Origin of the sequence: Aminobacter sp. DSM 101952, assembly GCF_001424795.1 — a bacterium.
Lineage (GTDB): Bacteria > Pseudomonadota > Alphaproteobacteria > Rhizobiales > Rhizobiaceae > Aminobacter > Aminobacter aganoensis.
In genome coordinates, this window is record NZ_LMCL01000001.1 from 480310 (window position 1) to 500257 (window position 19948).

General features: G+C 65.4%; 20 protein-coding genes. 4 read left to right on the top strand and 16 right to left on the bottom strand.

All coding sequences use genetic code 11. The features are described 5' to 3' along the window. Nucleotides 1–2 precede the first annotated feature (2 nt). On the top strand, nt 3–464 hold the full coding sequence (locus ASC75_RS02280) for a RidA family protein (protein ID WP_055970101.1): 462 nt from the start codon (nt 3–5) through the stop codon (nt 462–464). An 89-nt stretch (nt 465–553) separates the two neighbouring features. Here ASC75_RS02280 and ASC75_RS02285 read toward each other — a convergent pair whose 3' ends face one another. The 3 genes from ASC75_RS02285 to ASC75_RS02295 form a co-directional block, all read right to left on the bottom strand. Beyond that, a complete protein-coding gene (locus ASC75_RS02285; protein WP_055970104.1) occupies nt 554–1030 on the bottom strand; it encodes a nucleoside deaminase in 477 nt (158 codons plus the stop codon). After that, nucleotides 1027–1620, bottom strand: a complete 594-nt coding sequence (locus tag ASC75_RS02290; protein ID WP_244487743.1) for an ankyrin repeat domain-containing protein — start codon at nt 1618–1620, stop codon at nt 1027–1029. Before ASC75_RS02290 ends, ASC75_RS02285 begins: the two co-directional genes overlap by 4 nt. 268 nt (nt 1621–1888) lie before the next feature. Continuing rightward, nucleotides 1889–3316, bottom strand: coding sequence for an MFS transporter (locus ASC75_RS02295; protein ID WP_055970107.1), 1428 nt, complete (start codon nt 3314–3316; stop codon nt 1889–1891). Between the two features lie 157 nt (nt 3317–3473). Here ASC75_RS02295 and ASC75_RS02300 point away from each other — a divergent pair, with 157 nt between their 5' ends. Next, a complete protein-coding gene (locus ASC75_RS02300) occupies nt 3474–4322 on the top strand; it encodes a LysR family transcriptional regulator (RefSeq protein ID WP_055970111.1) in 849 nt (282 codons plus the stop codon). Between the two features lie 86 nt (nt 4323–4408). On the opposite strand, the gene ASC75_RS02305 is transcribed toward ASC75_RS02300, so the two are convergent. The 8 genes from ASC75_RS02305 to ASC75_RS02340 form a co-directional block, all read right to left on the bottom strand. After that, nucleotides 4409–4708, bottom strand: a complete 300-nt coding sequence (locus ASC75_RS02305) for a DUF982 domain-containing protein (protein ID WP_055970114.1) — start codon at nt 4706–4708, stop codon at nt 4409–4411. A 99-nt stretch (nt 4709–4807) separates the two neighbouring features. Beyond that, the gene (locus tag ASC75_RS02310) at nt 4808–5056 is read right to left on the bottom strand and encodes a DUF982 domain-containing protein (RefSeq protein WP_055970117.1); all 249 of its coding nucleotides are present in this window, start codon (nt 5054–5056) and stop codon (nt 4808–4810) included. A gap of 252 nt (nt 5057–5308) precedes the next feature. Beyond that, complete coding sequence (locus ASC75_RS02315; protein WP_055970120.1) at nt 5309–6091, bottom strand: inositol monophosphatase family protein; 783 nt, start codon at nt 6089–6091, stop codon at nt 5309–5311. Continuing rightward, on the bottom strand, nt 6091–7110 hold the full coding sequence (locus ASC75_RS02320) for a TIM barrel protein (RefSeq protein WP_244487744.1): 1020 nt from the start codon (nt 7108–7110) through the stop codon (nt 6091–6093). The genes ASC75_RS02315 and ASC75_RS02320 overlap by 1 nt, the downstream gene beginning before the upstream one ends. Nucleotides 7111–7162: 52 nt before the next feature. Then, nucleotides 7163–8227, bottom strand: a complete 1065-nt coding sequence (locus ASC75_RS02325) for an ABC transporter ATP-binding protein (RefSeq protein WP_162244887.1) — start codon at nt 8225–8227, stop codon at nt 7163–7165. Further along, a complete protein-coding gene (locus ASC75_RS02330; RefSeq protein ID WP_055970126.1) occupies nt 8224–9012 on the bottom strand; it encodes an ABC transporter permease subunit in 789 nt (262 codons plus the stop codon). Before ASC75_RS02330 ends, ASC75_RS02325 begins: the two co-directional genes overlap by 4 nt. Then, complete coding sequence (locus ASC75_RS02335) at nt 9009–9893, bottom strand: ABC transporter permease subunit (protein WP_055970128.1); 885 nt, start codon at nt 9891–9893, stop codon at nt 9009–9011. Before ASC75_RS02335 ends, ASC75_RS02330 begins: the two co-directional genes overlap by 4 nt. A gap of 68 nt (nt 9894–9961) precedes the next feature. Further along, nucleotides 9962–11068: an ABC transporter substrate-binding protein gene (locus tag ASC75_RS02340; RefSeq protein ID WP_055970130.1), complete on the bottom strand. Its 1107-nt coding sequence runs from the start codon at nt 11066–11068 to the stop codon at nt 9962–9964. Nucleotides 11069–11256: 188 nt separating this feature from the next. On the opposite strand from ASC75_RS02340, the gene ASC75_RS02345 reads away from it, so the two are divergent. Further along, nucleotides 11257–12759: a PLP-dependent aminotransferase family protein gene (locus ASC75_RS02345; protein WP_082496356.1), complete on the top strand. Its 1503-nt coding sequence runs from the start codon at nt 11257–11259 to the stop codon at nt 12757–12759. Between the two features lie 170 nt (nt 12760–12929). Here the strand turns inward: ASC75_RS02345 and betA are convergent, their stop codons facing one another. The 5 genes from betA to speB form a co-directional block, all read right to left on the bottom strand. Beyond that, nucleotides 12930–14609, bottom strand: coding sequence for a choline dehydrogenase (gene betA, locus ASC75_RS02350; RefSeq protein ID WP_055970134.1), 1680 nt, complete (start codon nt 14607–14609; stop codon nt 12930–12932). A 16-nt stretch (nt 14610–14625) separates the two neighbouring features. After that, entirely contained in the window at nt 14626–16089 is a 1464-nt protein-coding gene (locus ASC75_RS02355; protein WP_055970136.1) for a cytosine permease, read from the bottom strand. Nucleotide 16090: 1 nt separating this feature from the next. After that, nucleotides 16091–16258 carry a hypothetical protein gene (locus ASC75_RS26340; protein WP_156381069.1) on the bottom strand — a complete coding sequence of 56 codons (168 nt, stop codon included), beginning with the start codon at nt 16256–16258 and terminating at the stop codon, nt 16091–16093. 118 nt (nt 16259–16376) lie between these two features. Next, nucleotides 16377–17885, bottom strand: coding sequence for an aldehyde dehydrogenase family protein (locus ASC75_RS02360; RefSeq protein ID WP_055970139.1), 1509 nt, complete (start codon nt 17883–17885; stop codon nt 16377–16379). Nucleotides 17886–17940: 55 nt separating this feature from the next. Next, nucleotides 17941–18918, bottom strand: coding sequence for an agmatinase (gene speB / locus ASC75_RS02365; protein WP_055970141.1), 978 nt, complete (start codon nt 18916–18918; stop codon nt 17941–17943). A 92-nt stretch (nt 18919–19010) separates the two neighbouring features. Between speB and ASC75_RS02370 the strand changes: the two genes are divergently transcribed. Further along, nucleotides 19011–19943, top strand: a complete 933-nt coding sequence (locus ASC75_RS02370; protein ID WP_055970143.1) for a LysR family transcriptional regulator — start codon at nt 19011–19013, stop codon at nt 19941–19943. Nucleotides 19944–19948 lie beyond the last annotated feature (5 nt).

Genomic DNA, 19948 nt, shown 5'->3' on the forward strand with positions numbered 1-19948 from the left:
CGATGACCCCTTATGACAGACTTGCCGCGCTCGGATTGACCCTGCCGCCGCCGCCCTCCCCCATTGCCACCTACGTGCCCTTCGTCCTCGAGGGCGACATGCTCTACCTCTCCGGCCAGGGACCGAAGCTGGCCGACGGCACCCTCAAGACGGGCAAGGTCGGCGCCGGGATCGGCATCGAGCAGGCCTATGAGGACGCCCGCCTGACGGGGCTCAACCTGCTCTCCATCATCCACGCGGCGACCGGCGACCTTTCCAGGGTCCGGCGTGTCGTCAAGCTGCTCGGCATGGTCAACGCCACGCCGGACTTCACGGCCCATCCCAAGGTCATCAACGGCTGTTCGGATCTGCTGCTCGAGGTTTTCGGCGAGCGCGGCCGCCACGCCCGCTCCGCCGTCGGCTTCGGCTCGCTGCCGGACAACATCACCGTCGAGATCGAGGCGATCGTCGCCATCGACGCCTAGCGTCGGCCACGCCTGCGCTTTCCATGATCTGGTGATGTCGATGGAAGGCGCCATCAGTCCAGAACCGATGGCGCAGCGCCGGCGTCCGCCTACGGCTTCGACCCGGCGCGGGCCTGCCAGGCCTGATAGAGATGGCGCCCGTCACCGGTCTTCGGAGGACAGTGCCTGATCGACACCCCGCTTTGCTGGTCGAGCGGCTTCGACAGTTCGGCGGCATGGGCGGCGGTCGACAGGCCGAAGGGCTCGGCCTCTTCATTCGAATAGGCGAACGCGATGTCCTTGATGCCGGACATGCGCATCGCGGCCAGGCACATCGGACAGGGTTGTCCGCTCGCATAGACGGCCAAGCCGTCGAGCCGTGGCGATCCCAGCGCCTTGCCCGCGGCCCGCAGGGCCAGGAGTTCGGCATGCGCCGTCGGATCGTTGTCGGCCTGCATCCGGTTCACCGCGCGGGCGACGATTGCGCCGTCCTTGACGACGACCGCGCCGAAGGGCCGCCCGCCCTGCTCGACATTGTCGAATGCCAGGGCGATCGCCTCGGCGAGGAAGCCGTCGGTTTCGCTCACTTGGCGCCGGCCTTTTCAAGCAGGCCGATCATGGCGTCATAACCGCTGGAGCGCGCATGGCTGAGCGGCGTCACGCCGTCCTTGTCGGCGAGGTTGACGTCGGCGCCGGCGTCGACCAGCAGCTTGACGATCTCGACATGGCGTTCGCCGCCGTCGCCCAGGATGATGGCCTCCAGCAGCGCGGTCCAGCCGAGATTGTTGACATGGTCGACATCGACGCCGGCCTCGATCAGCGTGCGCACCGTATCGACATGCCCCCGCTCGGAAGCCGGGATCAGCGCCGTGCCGCCATAGCGGTTGGTGCTCTTCAGGTCGGCGCCGTTCTGCAGCGTCAGCTTCAGGATGTCGAGATGTCCGCGTGCGCCGGCATAGAGATAGGCGCTGTCGTTGATGTTGTCCTTGAGGTTGACGTCGGCGCCGGCCTGGATCAGCGCCTCGGCGGCGTTGACCTTGTTGCCCAGCGTCGCGACCAGCAGGGCGCTACGCCCGTCCTTGTCGCGGACGTCGATCTTGGCGCCCTTGGCCAGAAGCTGCCCGATGGCCGCGGCATCGTCATTGGCCGCCGCCGCATGCAGTGGAAGGTCGCTCATGTTCTCTCCTGAAGCGCCTGAGGGAATGGAATTGAACAGCATGAACACCAGGGCGAGCAGAACAGGCGCTCCGAGCCATCCGATGCGACGTTGCGAGAGTGCCATGAAGCTTCCTTCTCCAGTTGTGTTGCGGCTCTCGCCGCCTGTCTGCGCCAGCGCCGCCGACAATGGCGGATCGGGGCTGCAGTCATCCACCCTGTATATGATGCCGGCCACTGGCATTCGGTCATTAAATGTTTGGATACTCTGCAGTGTGCTTCTGAATGCCTCAGGATGATGGCCGGTCCTGCAGCGTCTTGAGCGGCTCCAGCCCCATCTCGGGCCGGTGGCGCAGCCGCATGAAGCTGGCGCCGCTCCCCAGCAACGCAAACACGGCGCCCATCCACAGCGCGACAACGGCTCCGTGCGCCCCGAACAGGTTGAACAGCGCGGCCACCATTGCGACGCCGCAGGCCTGGCCCAGATTGCCGATGACGCTGGACATGCCGCCCGCACCGCCGCTGCGTTCGGGCGGCACGGAGGTGATCATGGTGCGCATGTTGGGCGACTGGAAAAAGCCGAAGCCCGCGCCGCAGACGGCCATGCGCCAGGCCACGTCCAGCGCATCCGGGTCGGGCGGCATCGTTGCCAGCAGCAGCATGCCCAGGCTGAGCACGCCAAGGCCGGCGCCGCCCAGCAGGCCGGCGGGAAAACGGTCGGACAGCCGCCCGGCCAGCGGCGCCGAAAACGCCACCAGCGCGGGCCATGGCGTGATCAGGAAACCGGTCTCGACCTGGCTATAGCCGAACAGCGCCTGGAACAGGAACGGCAGCGACACGAATGCCAGCGCCTGGGTGATCATGGTGAAGAAAGAGCAGACGGACGACAGCGCGAAGACCGGCTTTCGCATGAGGTCGATGGCCAGGATTGGCCCCGGGCGGTTGCCCTGGCGTTTCAGCAGCACCGCGAGGCTGGCGATGGCGATCGTCGCGTTGGTCGCCACCGATGCCCACGATGCGCCCTGCGCCGCCATGTTCAGCGCAAACACCGTCGTTGCCAGAAACAGCGCGCACAAGGCCGCCGCCCACCCGTCGAAGCGCCGCGCGCTGCGGATCGTCGGCGGCAGCGCATACAATCCCATCGCGATGCCGATCAGGCCGAGCGGCACGTTCATCAGGAACAGCCAGTGCCAGCTGGTCAGGCTAAGGACGGCCGAGGCCGCCGACGGCCCGGCCGCAAACGACAGCCCGACCACCAGTGCGTTCAGGCCCATGCCGCGCCCGAGCAAAACGTGCGGATAGATGAAGCGCATCATCGCCACGCCCGTGCCCAGGATGCAGGCCGCGCTCATGCCCTGGACGACGCGGCCGGCAACCAGCCACTCCAGCGACGGCGCAAGGCCGCAAAGCAGCGAGGCCAGCGTGAACAGCACCAGCCCGCCCATCGAGATGCGCCTGAGCCCGACGATCTCGCCCAGCGCCGCGGCAGGCAGGAGCGAGGCGACCATCGCGAGCTGGTAGGCGCCGACGATCCAGATCGACTGGGCCTCGGTCGTGTTGAGATCGCGGGCGATCGTCGGCAGGGCCGTGTTGGCGATCGCCGTGTCGAGATTGGCCATGCAGACGTTCAGCAGGACGGCGCAGGTGGCGATGGTCCGTTGCCGGCCGTGAAGGCCCTCGCCCGCAGCCGAAAGCTGTGTTTGCCTGAATGCCAGCACGAAAGACCCCGTAGCGCGCGCCCCCTTGGGCCGCAGCGCGAAAGCGACGAGAACGATTGAAGCGAGCCTGGACGGCTCATCCTTGCCTAGCGCCTTGGTATTTCATGCGCAAATGGGATATATGAATGATAATCATTCATGATGATAATGAACTGACATGCTGGACCCTCGGCTGCTGCGCGCCTTTGTGACAATCGCCGACACCGGAAGCTTCACGCTTGCCGCCGACCGGCTGCACATGACGCAATCGACGATCAGCCAGCAGCTGGCGCGGCTCGAGGATGCCGTCGGCCGCGAGCTGATCGACCGGGCCGCCCGCCCCGTCAGGCCCACCGCATCCGGCGAGCGCCTCATCGGCCATGCGCGACGCATCCTGCTGCTCCAGGGCGAAGCCGAACTCCTGCTTGCCGACACCGCCGGAACCGCGTCGATCCGCATCGGATTGCCTGACGACATCGCCACTGGAAGCATGACCAGCGCGTTCGCGGCATTCGCAAAGCGGCACCGCGAGGTGCGCCTCGACGTTACCGCCGGCCTCAGCCTCGACCTGACCAAGCGCTACCGCGGCGGCGAGTTCGACATCGTGGTGGTCAAGGAGGCCACGCCGAGCGCCGATCATCGCGCCGCCTTCCCCGAAGCCATCGCCTGGTTCGAAGGTGCCGACGCCAGTCCGGCCTGGCCGGAGCCCTTGCCGCTGGTCACCTTTCCGCCGGGCGGGCTGTACCGCGATGCGATGTTCGAGCGGATCGACCGCGAGCGGCTGCGCTGGTACGTCGCCTTCACCAGCAGCAGCCTGAGCAGCGTGCTGTCGGCCGTCGAGGCCGGCCTCGGCCTCTCCCTGCTTCCGGTCGGCACGACGACGGGCCGCCGGGTCCGCCAGTCCGCCGCCTTCGGCGCGGAACCGTCGATGGTCGTGTCGCTGTATTCGTGGGAGGCCGGCGGCATCGTCGCGGAGCTTGCCCGGGACATGGCCGCAGTCTTACGTCAGCGCTTCGCTGCACCTTGAATGGCACCAGGCGGTAAAGGGAAAAACGGATCCAGTGCTGCGGCCGGCCGCATCGCGACCGTCCAGAAGAACCTGTCGTGGCCGATCTAGATCGGCATTCGGCCGCGCCTGGGCGTGACCATCCACGGCTCCACCGACACCGGGCCGGCTTCGCGAATGTGCACGGAACGGGCAAAGCCGGCAAACGCGTTGCGCGCGCCGTCGACGGTCAGCCGGCCTTCGCGCGCCGCCTGGCAGGCGCGAACGGCCGTGCTGTGGATCGGCCCGCGCCGGTTTTCCGGCCACTTCGTCAGGAATGCCAGCGCATCGGCGACACATGCGATTTCGCGGACGGCCTGACCCTCGTCCTTGACGAAGATCGGGCGGGAAAAGGCATTTGCTGTCATCACTTCCTCCTCGGTCCTGGACCGTCGTCTCGAGCAAGCGGACATTGCCGCGATCGCCACGACATGCTGACAAGGAAATGGCGACGGCAGCGGACAAATTCAGTCCTTCGGCGCTTCGTCGGCCAGGATTCCGGCCTCGGTGCAAAACGTCTCGAACGCTTCTCTTGCTTCCTCGACCGGGATCGACCCGTTGATCGCCGCCTGCATGGCGTTCTCGGCCAGATAGAAAAACGGACTGCGCCTGTCGTGCGGCCACGCCTCAAGAAACTCGGCAGCGTCGGGCACCGAGACAACCTCGCGCAGCGAGAAGTCTCCGTCCTTGATCCAGACATTCGGCGTAAAATCCATGAACCTCAACGCACGTGAAGCTTGCCGGTTGCATGACAGAGCACGCGCCGACATGCCCCTCTACCCAAAGCCCGGTCACAGCGGTGGCATGCTCGGGGCCGTGAGTGACCTGTCCGCTTGGACAAGCAAATTGGCTAAAACGCACGTTCGGCAAGCAACCCATCGCGCTCGTCTCACATTGGCTTCAACCGCACGACCAGTGCTCACCTGCAACATCTATCCAATCAACCACCCTGGTCGCTCGTCTGAAAATCATGTTCGGCAAAGGACATCCAAGGCGGCCCTGTGGAGGTCGCCGTTCGCCGCCATGAGTACCGTGGCGTAGCTCCGAGCGTCCTTGAGCGGCTCACCGCCCCAGTCGGTCACGACGCCGCCCGCGGCCTTCACGATGGGCAGTTGCGGGAGGATGTCGTAGTCGAAGACGTCGCTTTCGACGAGGAGATCGACACCGCCGAGCGCCAGGAGACCGGCAGCGTAGCAGTCGTGCGACAGCCGGGTGAAACGGACGCTGGCGGCAAGCGCCGAGAACCGGTCATGGCGCGGCCGGTCGAACTGTTCGAGCGCCGAGGTGTAGAGGATCGCCTGGTCGAGCGTGGTCCTTTCGCTGGTGCGGATCGCTTCGCCGCCAAGCGTCGCCATGCCCCCCGTCCCGACCCAGCGCTCGCCCGTGATCGGCTGGTTGATGATACCGAGCACCGGCTCGCCGCGATGGAGAAGTGCTATCTGCGTGCCGAAGGCGAGCGAACCGGAGACGAAGGATTTCGTGCCGTCGATCGGATCGAGCACCCAGACCCATTCGGCATCGGTGCGGCAGCTGCCGAACTCCTCGCCCCTGATGCCGTGATCGGGAAAATGTGCTTCGATCATTTGCCGCATCGTGGCCTCGGCATCGCGGTCGGCAATGGTGACGGGGCTGGAATCGGCCTTGGCGTCGATGGCGATGCGCTTGCGGAAATGCGGGCGGATCACCTGCGCGGCGGCATCCGCCATCGCATGAGCGAGCGCCAGGCAGGCGGGGGGACAGGCATGGTTCATCATCGGGTCCTTTCAGCCTCGGCGGCGATCTCGTCCAACATCGCCCTGACGGTTTCGACCTGCCGATGCGCGGCCTGGGCCTCCTGTCGCAGCCGCGCTGGGAGATCATCGGTCCCAAGCTCGGTGAAACTGGCGGAGCGGGCGGGGATGAAAGGATCGCTCCCCTCGGCTGCAAAACGCAGGGCGGGAGCGAAATAGCCCTCCTCCTCCTCCAGCCCGAAGGCCAGGACCTGCGGCCGGTCCTCGCCCAGAAGCAGCAGTTCCACCAACATCGCATGCATCGGCAAGTGGCCGCTGCCCGACTGGCAGGCCAGATGCGCCCAGCCGCCGCGATCGGGCGTAACGAGGCAATCCTTGACATGCACCTCGGTGACATGGGGCGCCTGGGCGGCGAGTGCCGGCAGCGGCATCTCATAGGCGTTGGTCATGTTGGCGAAATCGAACAGCAGGCTAAGGCGCGGATTGGCGACGGCATGCAGGATGCCGATCAGTTCATCCGATTTGAGGTCCTCATGCTGCTCGAGCGTGAACCGTAGCCGCCCCTGAGGGTCGAAGCTGTCCAGCCGGCGAAGGTCGGCGACCGTCCAGGCGATGATGTCGGAAACGCGTCCCTCGTAGCGCGGATAGCAGCGCAACGAAGTGGCGCCGGTGGCAAGGGCGATCCGCACGGCATCTGCAAGCCCGTCCGCCTCGGTCGTGCTGGTCTCGACATGCAGCTCCAGCCCGAGGTGGCTCACCGCCGCTCTATAGGTGCCCAGGGCTGCATCGGACATGCGGGCAAGGCATGCGCCTTCACCATCCTCGACATGGACCTTCAGGCCGGCAAGGCCTTGCGCCTTGGCGAACTCGGCAAGGTGAAGCGGTGTCATGCCGCCGAAGCGCATGTTGAGATGAAAGGCATAGGCATGGGCAAAGAGCGGCGCGCTCGTCGCACGCGCGGCCAGCCGGGCGCGGCGTCCCGCCGGAAGCTGTGCGATACGTGTCCGCCAGTCGGCGGACTGCGCCGTGTTCCAGGGCATGTCGATCAATATGCCAGCTCCTTCGCTGGAGATGTCGAGGCTTCAAGCCCCATCAGGCAGCGAGCACCAGAAGGTCGCGATGCGACATGCTGATATCGACCGGCGCACCGACCGATGGCGGCGGCCTGTCGGCCTGGTTGAACGTGTCGAGCGAGATGAAGCCGCCGCCCTCCACCGCGACGCGGACACGGAGCACCGGGCCAAGGAAATGCACCTCGGCGATCCGGCCCGGCAGGACGATGTCGCCCCCATCGCGCCCGAGCGCCACCGTCTCTGGCCGCAGCGCCAGGCTGATGCGCTCCCCGGCCCGCCCGGGCGCTGGCCTGCCCAGCGTCACCGGCACGCCGCCCAGCCTGACATGGCCGGCCGCGGCATCGACCAGGTCGGCATCGATGAGATTCAGCGTGCCGACGAACTCGGCGACAAAACGCGTCGCCGGCCGATTGTAGATCTCGAACGGCGTGCCGACCTGGTCGGCGATGCCCTGATGCATGACCACCACGCGGTCCGACATCGACAGCGCCTCCTCCTGGTCATGGGTCACGAAGATCGTAGTGATGCCGAGGTCGCGCTGGATGCGGCGGATCTCCTCGCGCAGGCTGACGCGGATCTTCGCGTCGAGCGCCGACAGCGGCTCGTCGAGCAGCAGCACCTGCGGGCGTGGCGCCAGCGCGCGGGCCAGCGCCACGCGCTGCTGCTGGCCGCCGGAGAGCTGGAAAGGATAGCGGCTGCCGAGTTGCGGCAGGCCGATCAGTTCCAGCATCTCGCCAACCCGCCTTGCGATCTCCGCCTTACCCTGCCCGGCCACCCTGAGGCCGAAGCCGATGTTGTCGGCCACCGTCAGGTTCGGAAACAGCGCGTAGGCCTGGAACACCATGCCGATCTTGCGGCGGTTGGCAGGCAGACCCGTGATGTCGTGCCCATCGATACTGACGGCTCCCGATGTCGGCGTCTCGAAGCCGGCGACCATGCGCAGCACGGTGGTCTTGCCGCAGCCGGAAGGGCCGAGGAAGGACACGAACTCGCCCTTCTCTATTCCGAGGGTGAAATCCTTGACGACGCGCAGCGCGCCAAAGGACTTTTGCAGATGGCGAATGTCGAGAAAGGCCACGGTCAGCGCCTCGCGGTGGAGAATTTGGAAAAGCGGGTGAAAAGCTGGATCAGCCCCATGCAGGCCCAGGTGATGACGAAGGCGACGACGGCGAGCGCCGAGGGCTCGTAGGCGCGGTTGCCACCCATCCAGACCATGTAGGGGCCGAAGGAATTGACGTTCAGCAGGGCCGCAAAGACGTATTCGCCGATGACGATGGCGAAGGTCAGGAAGGCCCCTGACAGAACCGAGACGAAGACGTTCGGCAGGATCACGACCGCAAGGATGCGCGCCCAGCCGGCACCGAGCGACTGTGCGGCCTCGGTGAGGCTGGCGATGTCGATGGTGCGCAGCCCCGTGTCCACCGAGCGGTACATGTAGGGCAGCGACAGCACGGCATAGCCGCAGAGCAGCAGGATGTTCGTGCCCCACCAGCTCCCGGTCAGCGGCAGTACCGAGGAGGTGTTGTAGATGCGGATGTAGCCGAAGACGATGACGATGGGCGGGATGACCAGCGGCAGCAGCGTGATGAACTCGATCGCCGGCCTCAGGCCCGGAAAGCGCAGGCGCACGAAATAGGCGGTCGGCACGACGAGCAGGATGCCGATGACAATGGTCAGCAAGGCCAGGGCGACCGAATAGCCGAAGGTCTGCTGGAACTGCGGATCGGCAAGCACGATGCGATAGGCTTCGAACGAATAGACCCCACGTTGCATGCGCATCGAGAAGTCGAACATGCCGACCAGCGGCAGCAGGAAATAGAGCCCGGCAAACACGACGGCGAGCCAGGACCAAAGCTGCTTTCCCGTCATTTGAGCCACCTTTCGGCACGCATGCGCAGGAGGATGTAGATGCCGTTGGCGATGGCCGTCAGAACGATCATCGCAAACGCGATGGCGTAGCCGAGATGCGGATCGTTGAGCACGTCGCCGCGGATCTGCGCGAAGAGCACGATGGGCGCGATCGACAGCGACGAACCGGTGAGCGCAATGGCCGTGGCCACCGCACCGAAGGCATTGGCAAACAGCAGAGCCAGCGTGCCGAGCAGCGAGGGCCACAGCACCGGCAGCGCCACCAGCCGCCAATATTGTGCCCCGGAAGCCCCGAGGCTCTCGGCCGCTTCCCGCCACTCACGCTTCAGCCCTTCCAGCGCGGGCGTGATGATCAGCACCATCAGCGGGATCTGGAAATAGAGATAGGTAAGCGCGAGGCCAAGGAAGGAGACGATGTTGAAGCCGCTGCCGTAGAGGTTGATGCCGAACCAGTTGCGCAACAGCATGGTGACGAAGCCGAGGCGTCCGAGCGTCGCGATGAAGGCGAAGGCGAGCGGCACGCCGGCGAAATTGGAGGCGACGCCGGAAAAGGTGAGGATGGCATTGCGCAGCGGGCGCGGCAGGTCGCCAAGGGTGATGGCGGCGGCGATGAGGAAGCCGAAAAGGCAGCCGAGCACCGCAGTCAGCAGGCTGAGCTCGATCGAGATCCAGAAGGCCGAGCGGATGGAGGGCGACAAGAGCTTGCCCAAGTTCTCCAGCGTGACCTGCCCCTGCGGGTTGCGGAAGGCACCGACGACGATGTTGAGCGTCGGCAAGATCAGGAACAGCAGGGCGAAGAGGAAGAAGGGGGCAACCCCCAACCAGCTGAGCATCTGCCTCGGCTGCCGCGCCGATGGCAGGGATAGGGCGATTGTCGTCATCGGAGTGTTCCCAACGGGCGCGATGGGGAAGGCCTGCCGCAGCAAGCCTTCCCGCTTTTTGCGCGTGCCTACTTGATGTTGGCGCCGACGACCTTGTCCCATCCCTCGACGATGGCAGTCTTGTTGGCGTCCAGCTCTTCGACGGCCGGGAAGATAGCCTTTTCATAGGCTTCGGCCGGCGGCAGCTTGTCGAGCAGTTCCTGCGGGAATTTTCCGGCCTTCAGCATGGCGGCAAAGCGCGCCGGGTGGCAGTAGCCCTTCAGCCAGCCGGTCTGGCCCTCGTCCGAATAGAGATACTCCATCCAGAGCTTTGCCGCGTTCGGATGGGGTGCATAAGCCGAGATCGCCTGCACATAGACGCCGGCCACCACGCCGCTGGTCGGTACAACGACTTCCATCGGCGGGTTGCCGTTCAACGAGTCGCGCCAGGCAAGCAGGTTGTAGTCCCAGGCGGCGACGATCGGCGTCTGGCCCTGTGCGATGGTGCCGGCCTTGCCGAGCACCGGCACGAAGTTGCCGGCCTTGTTCAGCTCGGCAAACAGTTCCAGTCCCTTGGCGCCGGATTCGGCACCCGGCTTGGCACCGCGCGAGATGCCCGCCGACATCAGCGCGAGGATCGCCTGCGCCGAGGAGCGCGGATCGCCGGTAAGCGCCACCGCACCGGAATAATCGGGCTTGGAAAGCTCCGACCAGTCGGCCGGCGCCGTCGCCAGCAGGTCCTTGTTCACGCCGAAGGCCATGACGCCGTAATAGTCGCCATACCAGTAGCCGTCGGCATCCTTGATGTTGTCGGGGATCTCGTCCCAGGTGGCGACCTTGTACGGCTGCAGCAAGCCTTCCTTGGCGGCAGTGGGTGCAAAGGCGAGGCCGAGGTCGACGACGTCGGGGGCCTGCGAGCCGGTGTTGCCCTTGTTGGCGCGGATCGCCTCCAGCTCGTCGGCCGTGCCGGCATCGGGGTTCAGCTCGTTGACCGTGATGCCGGGATACTTCGCCTTGAAGCTGGAAATGACCTCGCCGTAATTGCACCAGTCATGCGGCAGGGCAATGACCGTCAGCATGCCTTCCTTGGTCGCTGCGTCCACGAGGTCTTGCGCGGGCTCTGCCCAGCCGACCGTCGGCAAGGCCGCCGCGAGGGCGAGCGCGGAAACGAATGCGCGCGAGATGATGCGGTTCATGAAGTCCTCCTGTTGACCGTCAGCGACGGTTCGTGGGCAATGGCTGCGTTGATCCTTGCATCCGGCCGTCGGCCTTGCCGTTCACGCCGGTTCCCCTGGCACCTGTCTGCGTCCCCTGGGGCTGCATCGGTGCGTTCTCGTGTAGGCAGAGCATGTAACAATTGGACAACAATCAAACGTCCATTATCATGCATTCAACTAGACCAATTTTAGGATGCCCCTTGGCCAAGCAGTTCGAAGGCCCGATCCTGCCCTTCCTTCGCCTCGAAGGTTCCGCGTCCCTGCCGAAGTTCAGGCAGGTGCAGGACCAATTGCGCACGGCGATCCTGCGCGGGCACCTCAGGGCCGGCACCCGCCTGCCGGCAAGCCGCATCCTGGCCCAGGAACTGGGCCTGTCGCGCCAGACGTTGGTTCGCGTCCTGGAAAACCTGAAGGCGGAAGGGTATCTGGAGGCGCGACAGGGTGCCGGCACGTTCGTTTCGACCGCCCTGCCCCATCAACGCCCACAACCGCGCGCCGCGAAACCGCTGGGCGATGCACCGCCGCGGCTGTCGCGGATCGGCACACAGGCGGGTGGCGTGTCGGCGGAGATCGGCAGGATGGACCATCGGCCCTTCCTGCCCAACCAGCCGGCGCTCGACCGCTTTCCCTTCGCCCTCTGGCGCAAATGCTGGAATTCGGTGACGCGCGGCAGCAAGGCGGCGATGGGCTATGGCGATATCGCGGGCGAGCTGGTGTTGCGACAGCGGATCGCCGAGTACCTCGCCCTGCATCGGCGCGATCCCTGCGACCCCGAGCAGATCGTCATCACGCCGGGAGGACACGCGGCGTTCACGCTCGCGGCTCTGGCGCTCGCAAATCCCGGCGACGGTATCTGGTTCGAGGATCCTGGCCCCGTCACCACAAGCAACCTTTTCCGCACGCTTGGCCTGGACCTCTGCCCTGTGGATGTCGATGCAGATGGCATGGATGTCGCCGGCGCCATGGCGCGCCACCCCGATGTGCGGCTCGCCTTCGTCATGCCTTCGCGACACCATCCGCTTGGGGTGACGCTCTCGCTGCCGCGCCGGCTCGCGCTGCTGGAATGGGCCCGGATCAACGACGCCTGGATCATCGAGGACGATTATGACAGCGAGTTCCGCTACGACGGCGCGCCGCTGCCTTCGATGCGTTCCATCGACAGCCATGGCCGGGTGATCTATACGGGCAGCTTCAGCAAGGCGCTCTATCCGGGCATCCGCATCGGCTACCTCGTGCTGCCTCCGGCGCTCGTCGGCGCCTTCCGCAACCTTGCCGGCCTCATCCATCGCAGCGTACCGGTGGAAACCCAGCTCGTGCTGGCCGAGTTCATCGGAGGCGGGCATTTCGCCAGCCATCTGCGCCGCATGCGCAGCCTTTATGCCGAGCGCCGCGAGGCGTTCAAGGACGCCAGTCAGACGGCCCTCGCGGGCCTTGCTCGCATCGACTGTTCCGAGAGCGGGCTCAATGCGCTCGCCTGGCTGGAAGGCGGGCGAGAAGATCGGGCAGCCCATCGCGCCGCGTTCGAGGCCGGGCTGCAATGTTATCCGCTGTCCGACTATGCGATCGGCCCGACCCGGCCCGACGCGCTTATCCTCGGCTATGCCGGCGTTCCGGCAGAACGCATGAAGCCTTATCTCGGCCGCCTCGCCGAGGCACTCGTCCGGTTGTGAGACCGCCGCGCCAGGGCTGAGGCAAACATACCAAGGAATCGGGCTTGTAGCCCACGAAGCAAGGCCGCGATGAAAGGCGCCCGATCGTGAGGCGCCTCCGATCCATCACGATCCTGTCGGCAGACCACATAGCCTATTCCACGTTCCACCATCCCCGTGCTCCCGACAACTCAGTGTTGGACGGCGCGCAAGGGATTGCCGCTGCGCTGGCTGACCCCGACGCCAGGGGCAATGCCGACCGGCGCATTGGAGGCGGCAAGCAGCGGCTTTCCGCGCACGATGTCGGAAGCGCGTTCGGCGAGCATGATGGTCGGCGCGTTGAGGTTGGCGTTCGGCTCCGCTGGGAACACCGAACTGTCGATGACCCTGAGCCCTTCGAGACCGTGAACCTTGAGGTCGCTGTTCACCACGGCCATGGCATCCTCGCCCATACGGCAGGAGCCGCAGGGATGGTAGGTGCTTTCCATGGTCTCGCGCACCCAGGCGTCGATTTCGTCATCGCGGCGCACATCCTTGCCGGGAGCAATCTCCTCGCCACGGAACCTGTCGAAGGCCGGCTGGGCGACGATTTCGCGGGTCAGCCGCAGGCAACGACGGAAGCCCTCGCGATCCTCCTCGCGGTCGAGATAGTTGAAGAGGATGTCCGGTTGCTCGTGCGCCTCGGGCGAACGCAGGCGCACATGGCCGCGGCTTTTCGGCTTGTTCGGCCCGGTCAGCACCATGAAGCCGTGGCCGTCGAGCGGCTTCTTGCCATCGTAGCGCATGGCGGCAGGCAGGAAATGGAACTGGATGTCGGGCCATTCGAGCGCGGCATCGGAGCGGATGAAACCGCCGCTCTCGAAATGGTTGGAGACCGAAAGTCCCTTCTTGAACAGCAACCATTCGGCGCCGATCAAAGCGCGGCTGAGGAGTCCCATCTTGCCGTTGAGCGTGATCGGCTCCTTGCAGGCGTACTGGATGTAGACCTCGGAATGGTCCTGGAGGTTTTCGCCGACACCGGGCAGATCGTGCAGCACCTCGACGCCCGCCTGCTGCAGCACCGACGCCGGGCCGATGCCGGAGCGTTGCAAAAGATGTGGCGAGCCAATCGGGCCGGAGGCAATGAGCACCTCTCGGCTCGCCTTGGCCACGACACGTTCGCCGCCGAGTTCATACTCGACGCCGGTGGCGCGCTTGCCCTCGAGCAGCACGCGCCGCGTCATGGCATGGGTTACCACGGTGAGGTTCGGCCGGCTCATCGCCGGCTTCAGATAGGCATTGGCGGTAGACCAGCGCACGCCGTCCTTGACGGTCATGTGCATCGGGCCGAAACCTTCCTGCATATGGCCGTTGGGATCCTCCGTCGTGATGTAGCCTGCCTCGTGGCCGGCATCGACGAAGGCCTTGTAGAGCGGGTTCTGCATCTTGTTCCCGGCATTGGTGGCGAGCGGGCCGGTGGCGCCGCGATAGGCGTCGCCCCCGTCCTGCCAGCTTTCGGCACGCTGGAAATAGGGCAGGCAGTTGGCGTAGCGCCAGCCCCGCGCCCCCAGTTCCTCCCACTGGTCGAAGTCGCGGGCGTGGCCGCGCATGTAGACCAGCCCGTTGATCGAGGAGGAACCGCCGATGACCTTTCCGCGCGGGCAATGGACCCGGCGGCCGTCGAGACCCGGCTCCGGCAGGGTCATGTATTTCCAGTTGTACTTGGTGCCGTTCATCGGGATGGACAGCGCCGTCGGCATCTGGATGAAGACGGACTTGTCGCTGCCGCCATATTCGAGGACCAGGACCTTCGTGGCCGGATCTTCCGAAAGACGATTGGCAAGCACGCAGCCGGCCGATCCGGCGCCGATGATGATGTAGTCGTAGGTCATGGCGGTCACCTAAGAGTTACGGATAGAGACCCCAGCCGCGCCCGCGGGCAAACAGCCGGGTCAGGACATAGTGAACGCCACCGGCGGCGAGGCAGGACGGGACGGAGGCGGTCAGGTACTTGAAGGCCGGAATGCTCGCGAGCGTCTGCGGATTGAAGATCATCACATAGACGACGAAGCCGACGGCAAGTGCTGCGAGCCCGATCGGGTTGAAACCGGCCCAGAAATGGTAGGGACCGTTTTCCTGCGGGCCGTGCAGGCTGCGCATGTCCAGCTTCTGGCCACGCAGGAAGAAGTAATCGGCGATGCCGATGCCGGCGAGCGCCGAATTGAGCGCCGACGTCCAGACGAGGAAGATGAAGAAGCCGTCATACATCTGCGGATAGAAGATCACGAGGCCGAGCGGGATGAGACAGAACAGGAAGAGGATCGTGCCCCAGGAAATCGCCCGCACCGACGCCGTTCCCACCTGCCGGAGACCGACGATCGAGGTGTAGAGGATGTTCGCCATCGAGGTCATGTTGGCGAAGGCGACAAAGAGCAGCGCGATGATGCCGATCATCGGGCCGGCGATCTTGGTCATCCAGATCGTCGGATCGCTTTCGCCGAGGGCCACGGCGGCGAGCAAGCCGACGATTTCGCCGAGGGCTGCCGCACCGAAGATGCCGAGGATGTTCGGCCAGAAGGCGGTGCGCTCGTTCTTGGTCAGACGCGCCAGGTTGCCGATGTAGGGCCACCAGGAGAAGCCGGCTGCGAGATTGACCTCGACGGCAATGATGAAGCTGAGCGTGTCGTCCTCGAAGGGCGGGGCAAGCGCCGGCATCGCCAGGAGTTCGGCAAAGGAACGGTTCTGGAGGATGAGGTAGAGCATCACGATCATCAGGATCACCAGCGCGGGCGAGACGACCATGTTGAAGAACTTGATCGATGTCGGCCCCTTGGCGACTATGAACCAGGTGACGAGGATCGCGCCGACGGCGGCGATAACCATCTTGATGCCGGTCGGATTGGCCGCCTCGCCCGCGCTGAGCGCAGCGAGGCCGTCGATCGAGCGGCCGAACATCATGGCAAGCACGGCAAGCCAGCCCATGGTGAGCACGACAACGGCGAGCACATAGACGACGCGGCTGCCATTGTAGCCGAACTGGCTGCGCAGCGCGACGAACTGCTCGATGCCGTAGCGGCCGGAAAGCGGCGTGGTGGCCAGCGCCGTCAGCACGACGCCGACGATGTTGCCGATGACGATGGCCGCTATGCCTTCCTTCGGCCCGACGAAAAGGCCGATGGCGCCGCCGATCAGGAAGGCCCACGTGGCGATGGCGAGTGCCGAGTTGGCATAGGTGAATTCCCAGAAGCCCCAGAGCCTTTCGGAAGGCAGGAGCGGCGCATCGCCGCGTTCCGCGGCATCGCGATTGCGGGCGGCTTCCTGGCGCTCGGCCGCAGCGGCCCCGAGCCCGGCATTGAAGGTGTGATCAGTCATCTCACGCCCCCCAGATCCAGAATCCGACGACCAGAACGAGCGTCAGAAGGCTCATGCCGGCATAGTCGAGCGTGGTCATCACGCCCTCGAAACGGCCGCCGGCCTCGATGTCCTCATAGATGCGGGCGCGCCGCTCGAGCTCTTTCTGCCAGGCGATATCGGTTTCCATTGTCGTTCCCCTTTCGCGTCGCGCCTTCGGCATCTGTCCGCGATGAATGCGGCTCCATCGGCCACGGATCTTGCCAACCGGCCGCCCATGGGCGACGGCCGGGTTGTCACTCAGGCCCTCATGGCAGGGTGATCCACACGGCCTTCGTCTCCATCAGGTAGTCGAGCTGCTCGGGCCCCAGATCCTTGCCAAAGCCCGAGGCCTTGAAGCCTCCGAAGGGCATGGAAGGATCGATCGTGCTGTGGGCATTGACGTAGATGGAGCCGGCATGCAGGCGCGGGATCAGCCCGTGCACCCGCGACAGGTCGTTCGAGTAGATCGCGGCCGCCAAGCCGAACGGCGTGTCGTTGGCGAGCGCGACCGCATCATCGAGATCGTCGAAGGCGTCGGTCACCAGAACGGGACCGAAGATCTCCTCGCGCACGATCGTCATTTCGGGCTTGCAGCGCGCGAAGATGGCGGGCTCGATGAAATGGCCCGGCCGGTCCAGGCTCACGCCGCCATGGATCAGCTCGGCGCCCTCCCGGCGACCGGCGTCGATGTAGGACGAGACGACCTTCTTCTGCTGCGCCGAGACCAGCGGGCCGATGTAGCAATCGCGGTCGAGGCCGGGAGCGATCTTGAGCGTTCGCGTGACGGCGACCAGTTCGTCGAGGAAGGCGTCGTGCACCGAGCGCTGGACGTAGACGCGCGTGCCGGCATCGCAGACCTGCCCGGAATTGAAGAACACCCCGTTCACCACCGCCCGGGCCGCGCTGGCGAGATCGGCATCGTCGAGAACCAGCACCGGCGACTTGCCGCCGAGTTCCAGCGTGACATGCTTGAGATTGCCGACGGCCGAGCGGCCGACTTCCTGACCGACGGGCGTCGAGCCGGTAAAGGTCACCTTGTCGATGCCGGGATGGGTCGACATGGCGGCGCCGATCACGCTGCCCCGGCCCGTCACGATGTTGACGACACCATCCGGGATGCCGGCCTCCTGCACCAGTTCGGCAAAGCGCAGGGTGGAGAGCGAGGTAAGTTCGGCCGGCTTGACGATCACGGTGCAGCCGACGGCAAGTGCCGCCGCGAGCTTCCAGGCCATGGTCTGGAGCGGGAAGTTCCACGGCACGATGGCCGCGACCACACCCAGCGGTTCCTTGCGGGTGTAGGCGAGATAGTTGCCGGGAATGGACGGCTCCACCGTGCGTCCGTGCAGCTTGGAGGGCCAGCCGGCGAAGTAGCGGAATGTGTCGACAGTGCCCTGGATGTCGATCTCGCGGGCAAAGGTCACCGACTTGCCCATGTCGATCGCTTCGATTTCCGCCAGTTCGTCGGCATGCAGTTCGATCAGGTCGGCAAGGCGATGGAGCAGGCGCTCGCGCTCGAGCGGCTTGAGGCGGCGCCAGGCCCCGCCGTCGAACTGGCGTCGGGCAGCCCGCACGGCCCGGTCGAGATCATCGGTCGTGCCTGAGGGAGCGCAGCTGACCAATCCGCCAGTAGAGGGCTCGAAAATGTCGAAGGTCGCGCCATTGCTGCTGTCGACCCAGGCGCCGTCGATGAACATTTTTTGCGGCTTCGCCAGGAACCGCCGCGTCGCGTCGCTGACACCATAGTGGTCAAGATAATTGCGGACGGTGTCGTCCATGTGCTTCCTCCTCGGCCGGGCACCGCAAGCGGCCGGCTCGTCCCAAGTTCTTCGTTCAGCGTTGTTTTGGCCTGGCATGAATGACGCGGCCGATGAGGTTCATCAGCACCTGCGCGGCCAGGATCGAGGTGCCGCCCGTGTGGTCGTAGTCGGGCGCCACTTCGACCAGGTCGATGCCGACGATGGTGCCGCGCTTGGCAAGTGCGGTCAGGATCTCCAGCACCTCGTAGTAGATGAAACCGCCATGCGAGGGCGTGCCGGTGCCCGGCGCGATCGATGGGTCGAAGCCGTCGATGTCGATGGTGACGTAGTAGCGCGCGCCGGCGGGGACGCGCTCGGCGACGGCCGCACTTCCAAGGGCGCGGATCTGGCGGACCGAGAGAATGTCGGAGCCCATCTTGCGCGCGTCCTCGTAGCCTTCTTTCGCGGTCGACGAGACGTTGCGGATGCCGAGTTGCGACAGGCCGCTCACATAGGGCTTTTCAGCGGCGCGGCGCATCGGGTTACCGTGGCCGTAGCGCACGCCGTGGCGCTCGTCGACGAAATCGAGATGGGCGTCGATCTGGACGACGTGGATCGGGCCGTTCCTGGCGCAGTCGTCGGAGAAGGCGTTGATGCAGGGGATGTTGACGGAATGGTCGCCGCCGAGCACCACCGGCAGGGCGCCGGCGGCCAGGATCTTGCGCACGCCGAATTCGATGTTGGCATGGCTTTTCATCGTGTCGGTGTGCACGATGTCGGCGTCGCCGATGTCGACGATCGAGACCTCGCCGCTCGGCAGGTAGGTGACGTCGTCCTCATGGTCATAGGCGCCGCCGTGGCCGAAGGAGAACAGCGTCGAAGCCTCGCGGATCGAGCGCGGGCCGAAGCGGGTTCCGGCCCGCCATTGCGTGCCGCAGTCGAACGGTGCGCCGAGGATCGCGACATCGGCGTCGATGGCGTCCCAGTCGGGCTGGTAGGGATATTTGCCGAACGTGCAGATGCCGACGAACGGCAGGTTCAGGCGTCCGGTCTCATAAGAATTGCTGGCCATGTACCCTCCTCCAAAGGTCGAAGGAGTGTGCCAAAAGCCAATACGTTTAAAAGAATCTATGATTGGATGTTTACTTGTGCATTAATCAATGAATGATCAACAAGGTCCGCCATCGCGTCCTCAACCTTTCGCTTGGCGATGCCGAACTCAGGCTGCTGCGTGTCTTCGCTTCCGTCGTGCAGCATGGCGGCTTTTCCGCCGCGCAATCGGCGCTCGGCATGACCCAGGCGACGATCTCGACCCATATGCGCCACCTCGAGGAACGGCTGAGCCTGCGCCTGTGCAGCCGTGGGCGCGGCGGCTTCCTGCTCACCGACGAGGGGCGTCTCGTCTATGACGCAGCGCTCGAACTCTTCGGATCGCTCGAAAAATTTCAGAGCCGCATCGGCGAGGCGCAAGGGGAACTGACCGGCAATCTCAGCTTCGGCACCGTCGACGCCATGATCACCAACCGTGACCTCGACTTGCAGGGAGCGCTTGCCGCCTTTCACCGCGCGGCCCCGCGCGTTCATCTGGAGATCGACGTCGCAGCCCCCCAGGTGCTGCACCAGGGCCTGCTCAACGGCTCCTACCAGATCGTCCTGATGCCGTCGGTCGGCAGCGTCACGCCGCATTTCCGCGCCCAGCCGGTCTTCTCCGAGGTCCAGAAGCTCTATTGTGCCGAGGGTCACGCCCTCTTCGCCCTCCCCGATGCCGAGCTTACCGACGACCGCCTCTCCGCCCAGCCCTTCGCCGGCCGCACCTACATGCTGAACGAGACGATCTGCGGAGTGAACTTCACCTGGGCAGCCGCAACACCTCACATGGAGGGTACACTGCTGCTTCTGCTTTCCGGCGCCTACATCGGCTTCCTGCCCGACCACTATGCCGACGAATGGGTCCGCACCGGCCGTCTTCGGGTGCTGGCGCCCGAGCGCATGGTTTTCGAGGACATGTTCCACATAGCCTATCCCCGCAACAAACCCTCCCGTGCCGCCGAAACCCTGGCGCAGACCATCACGGAAAGCGTGCGCAGGCCGCACTGAGATGG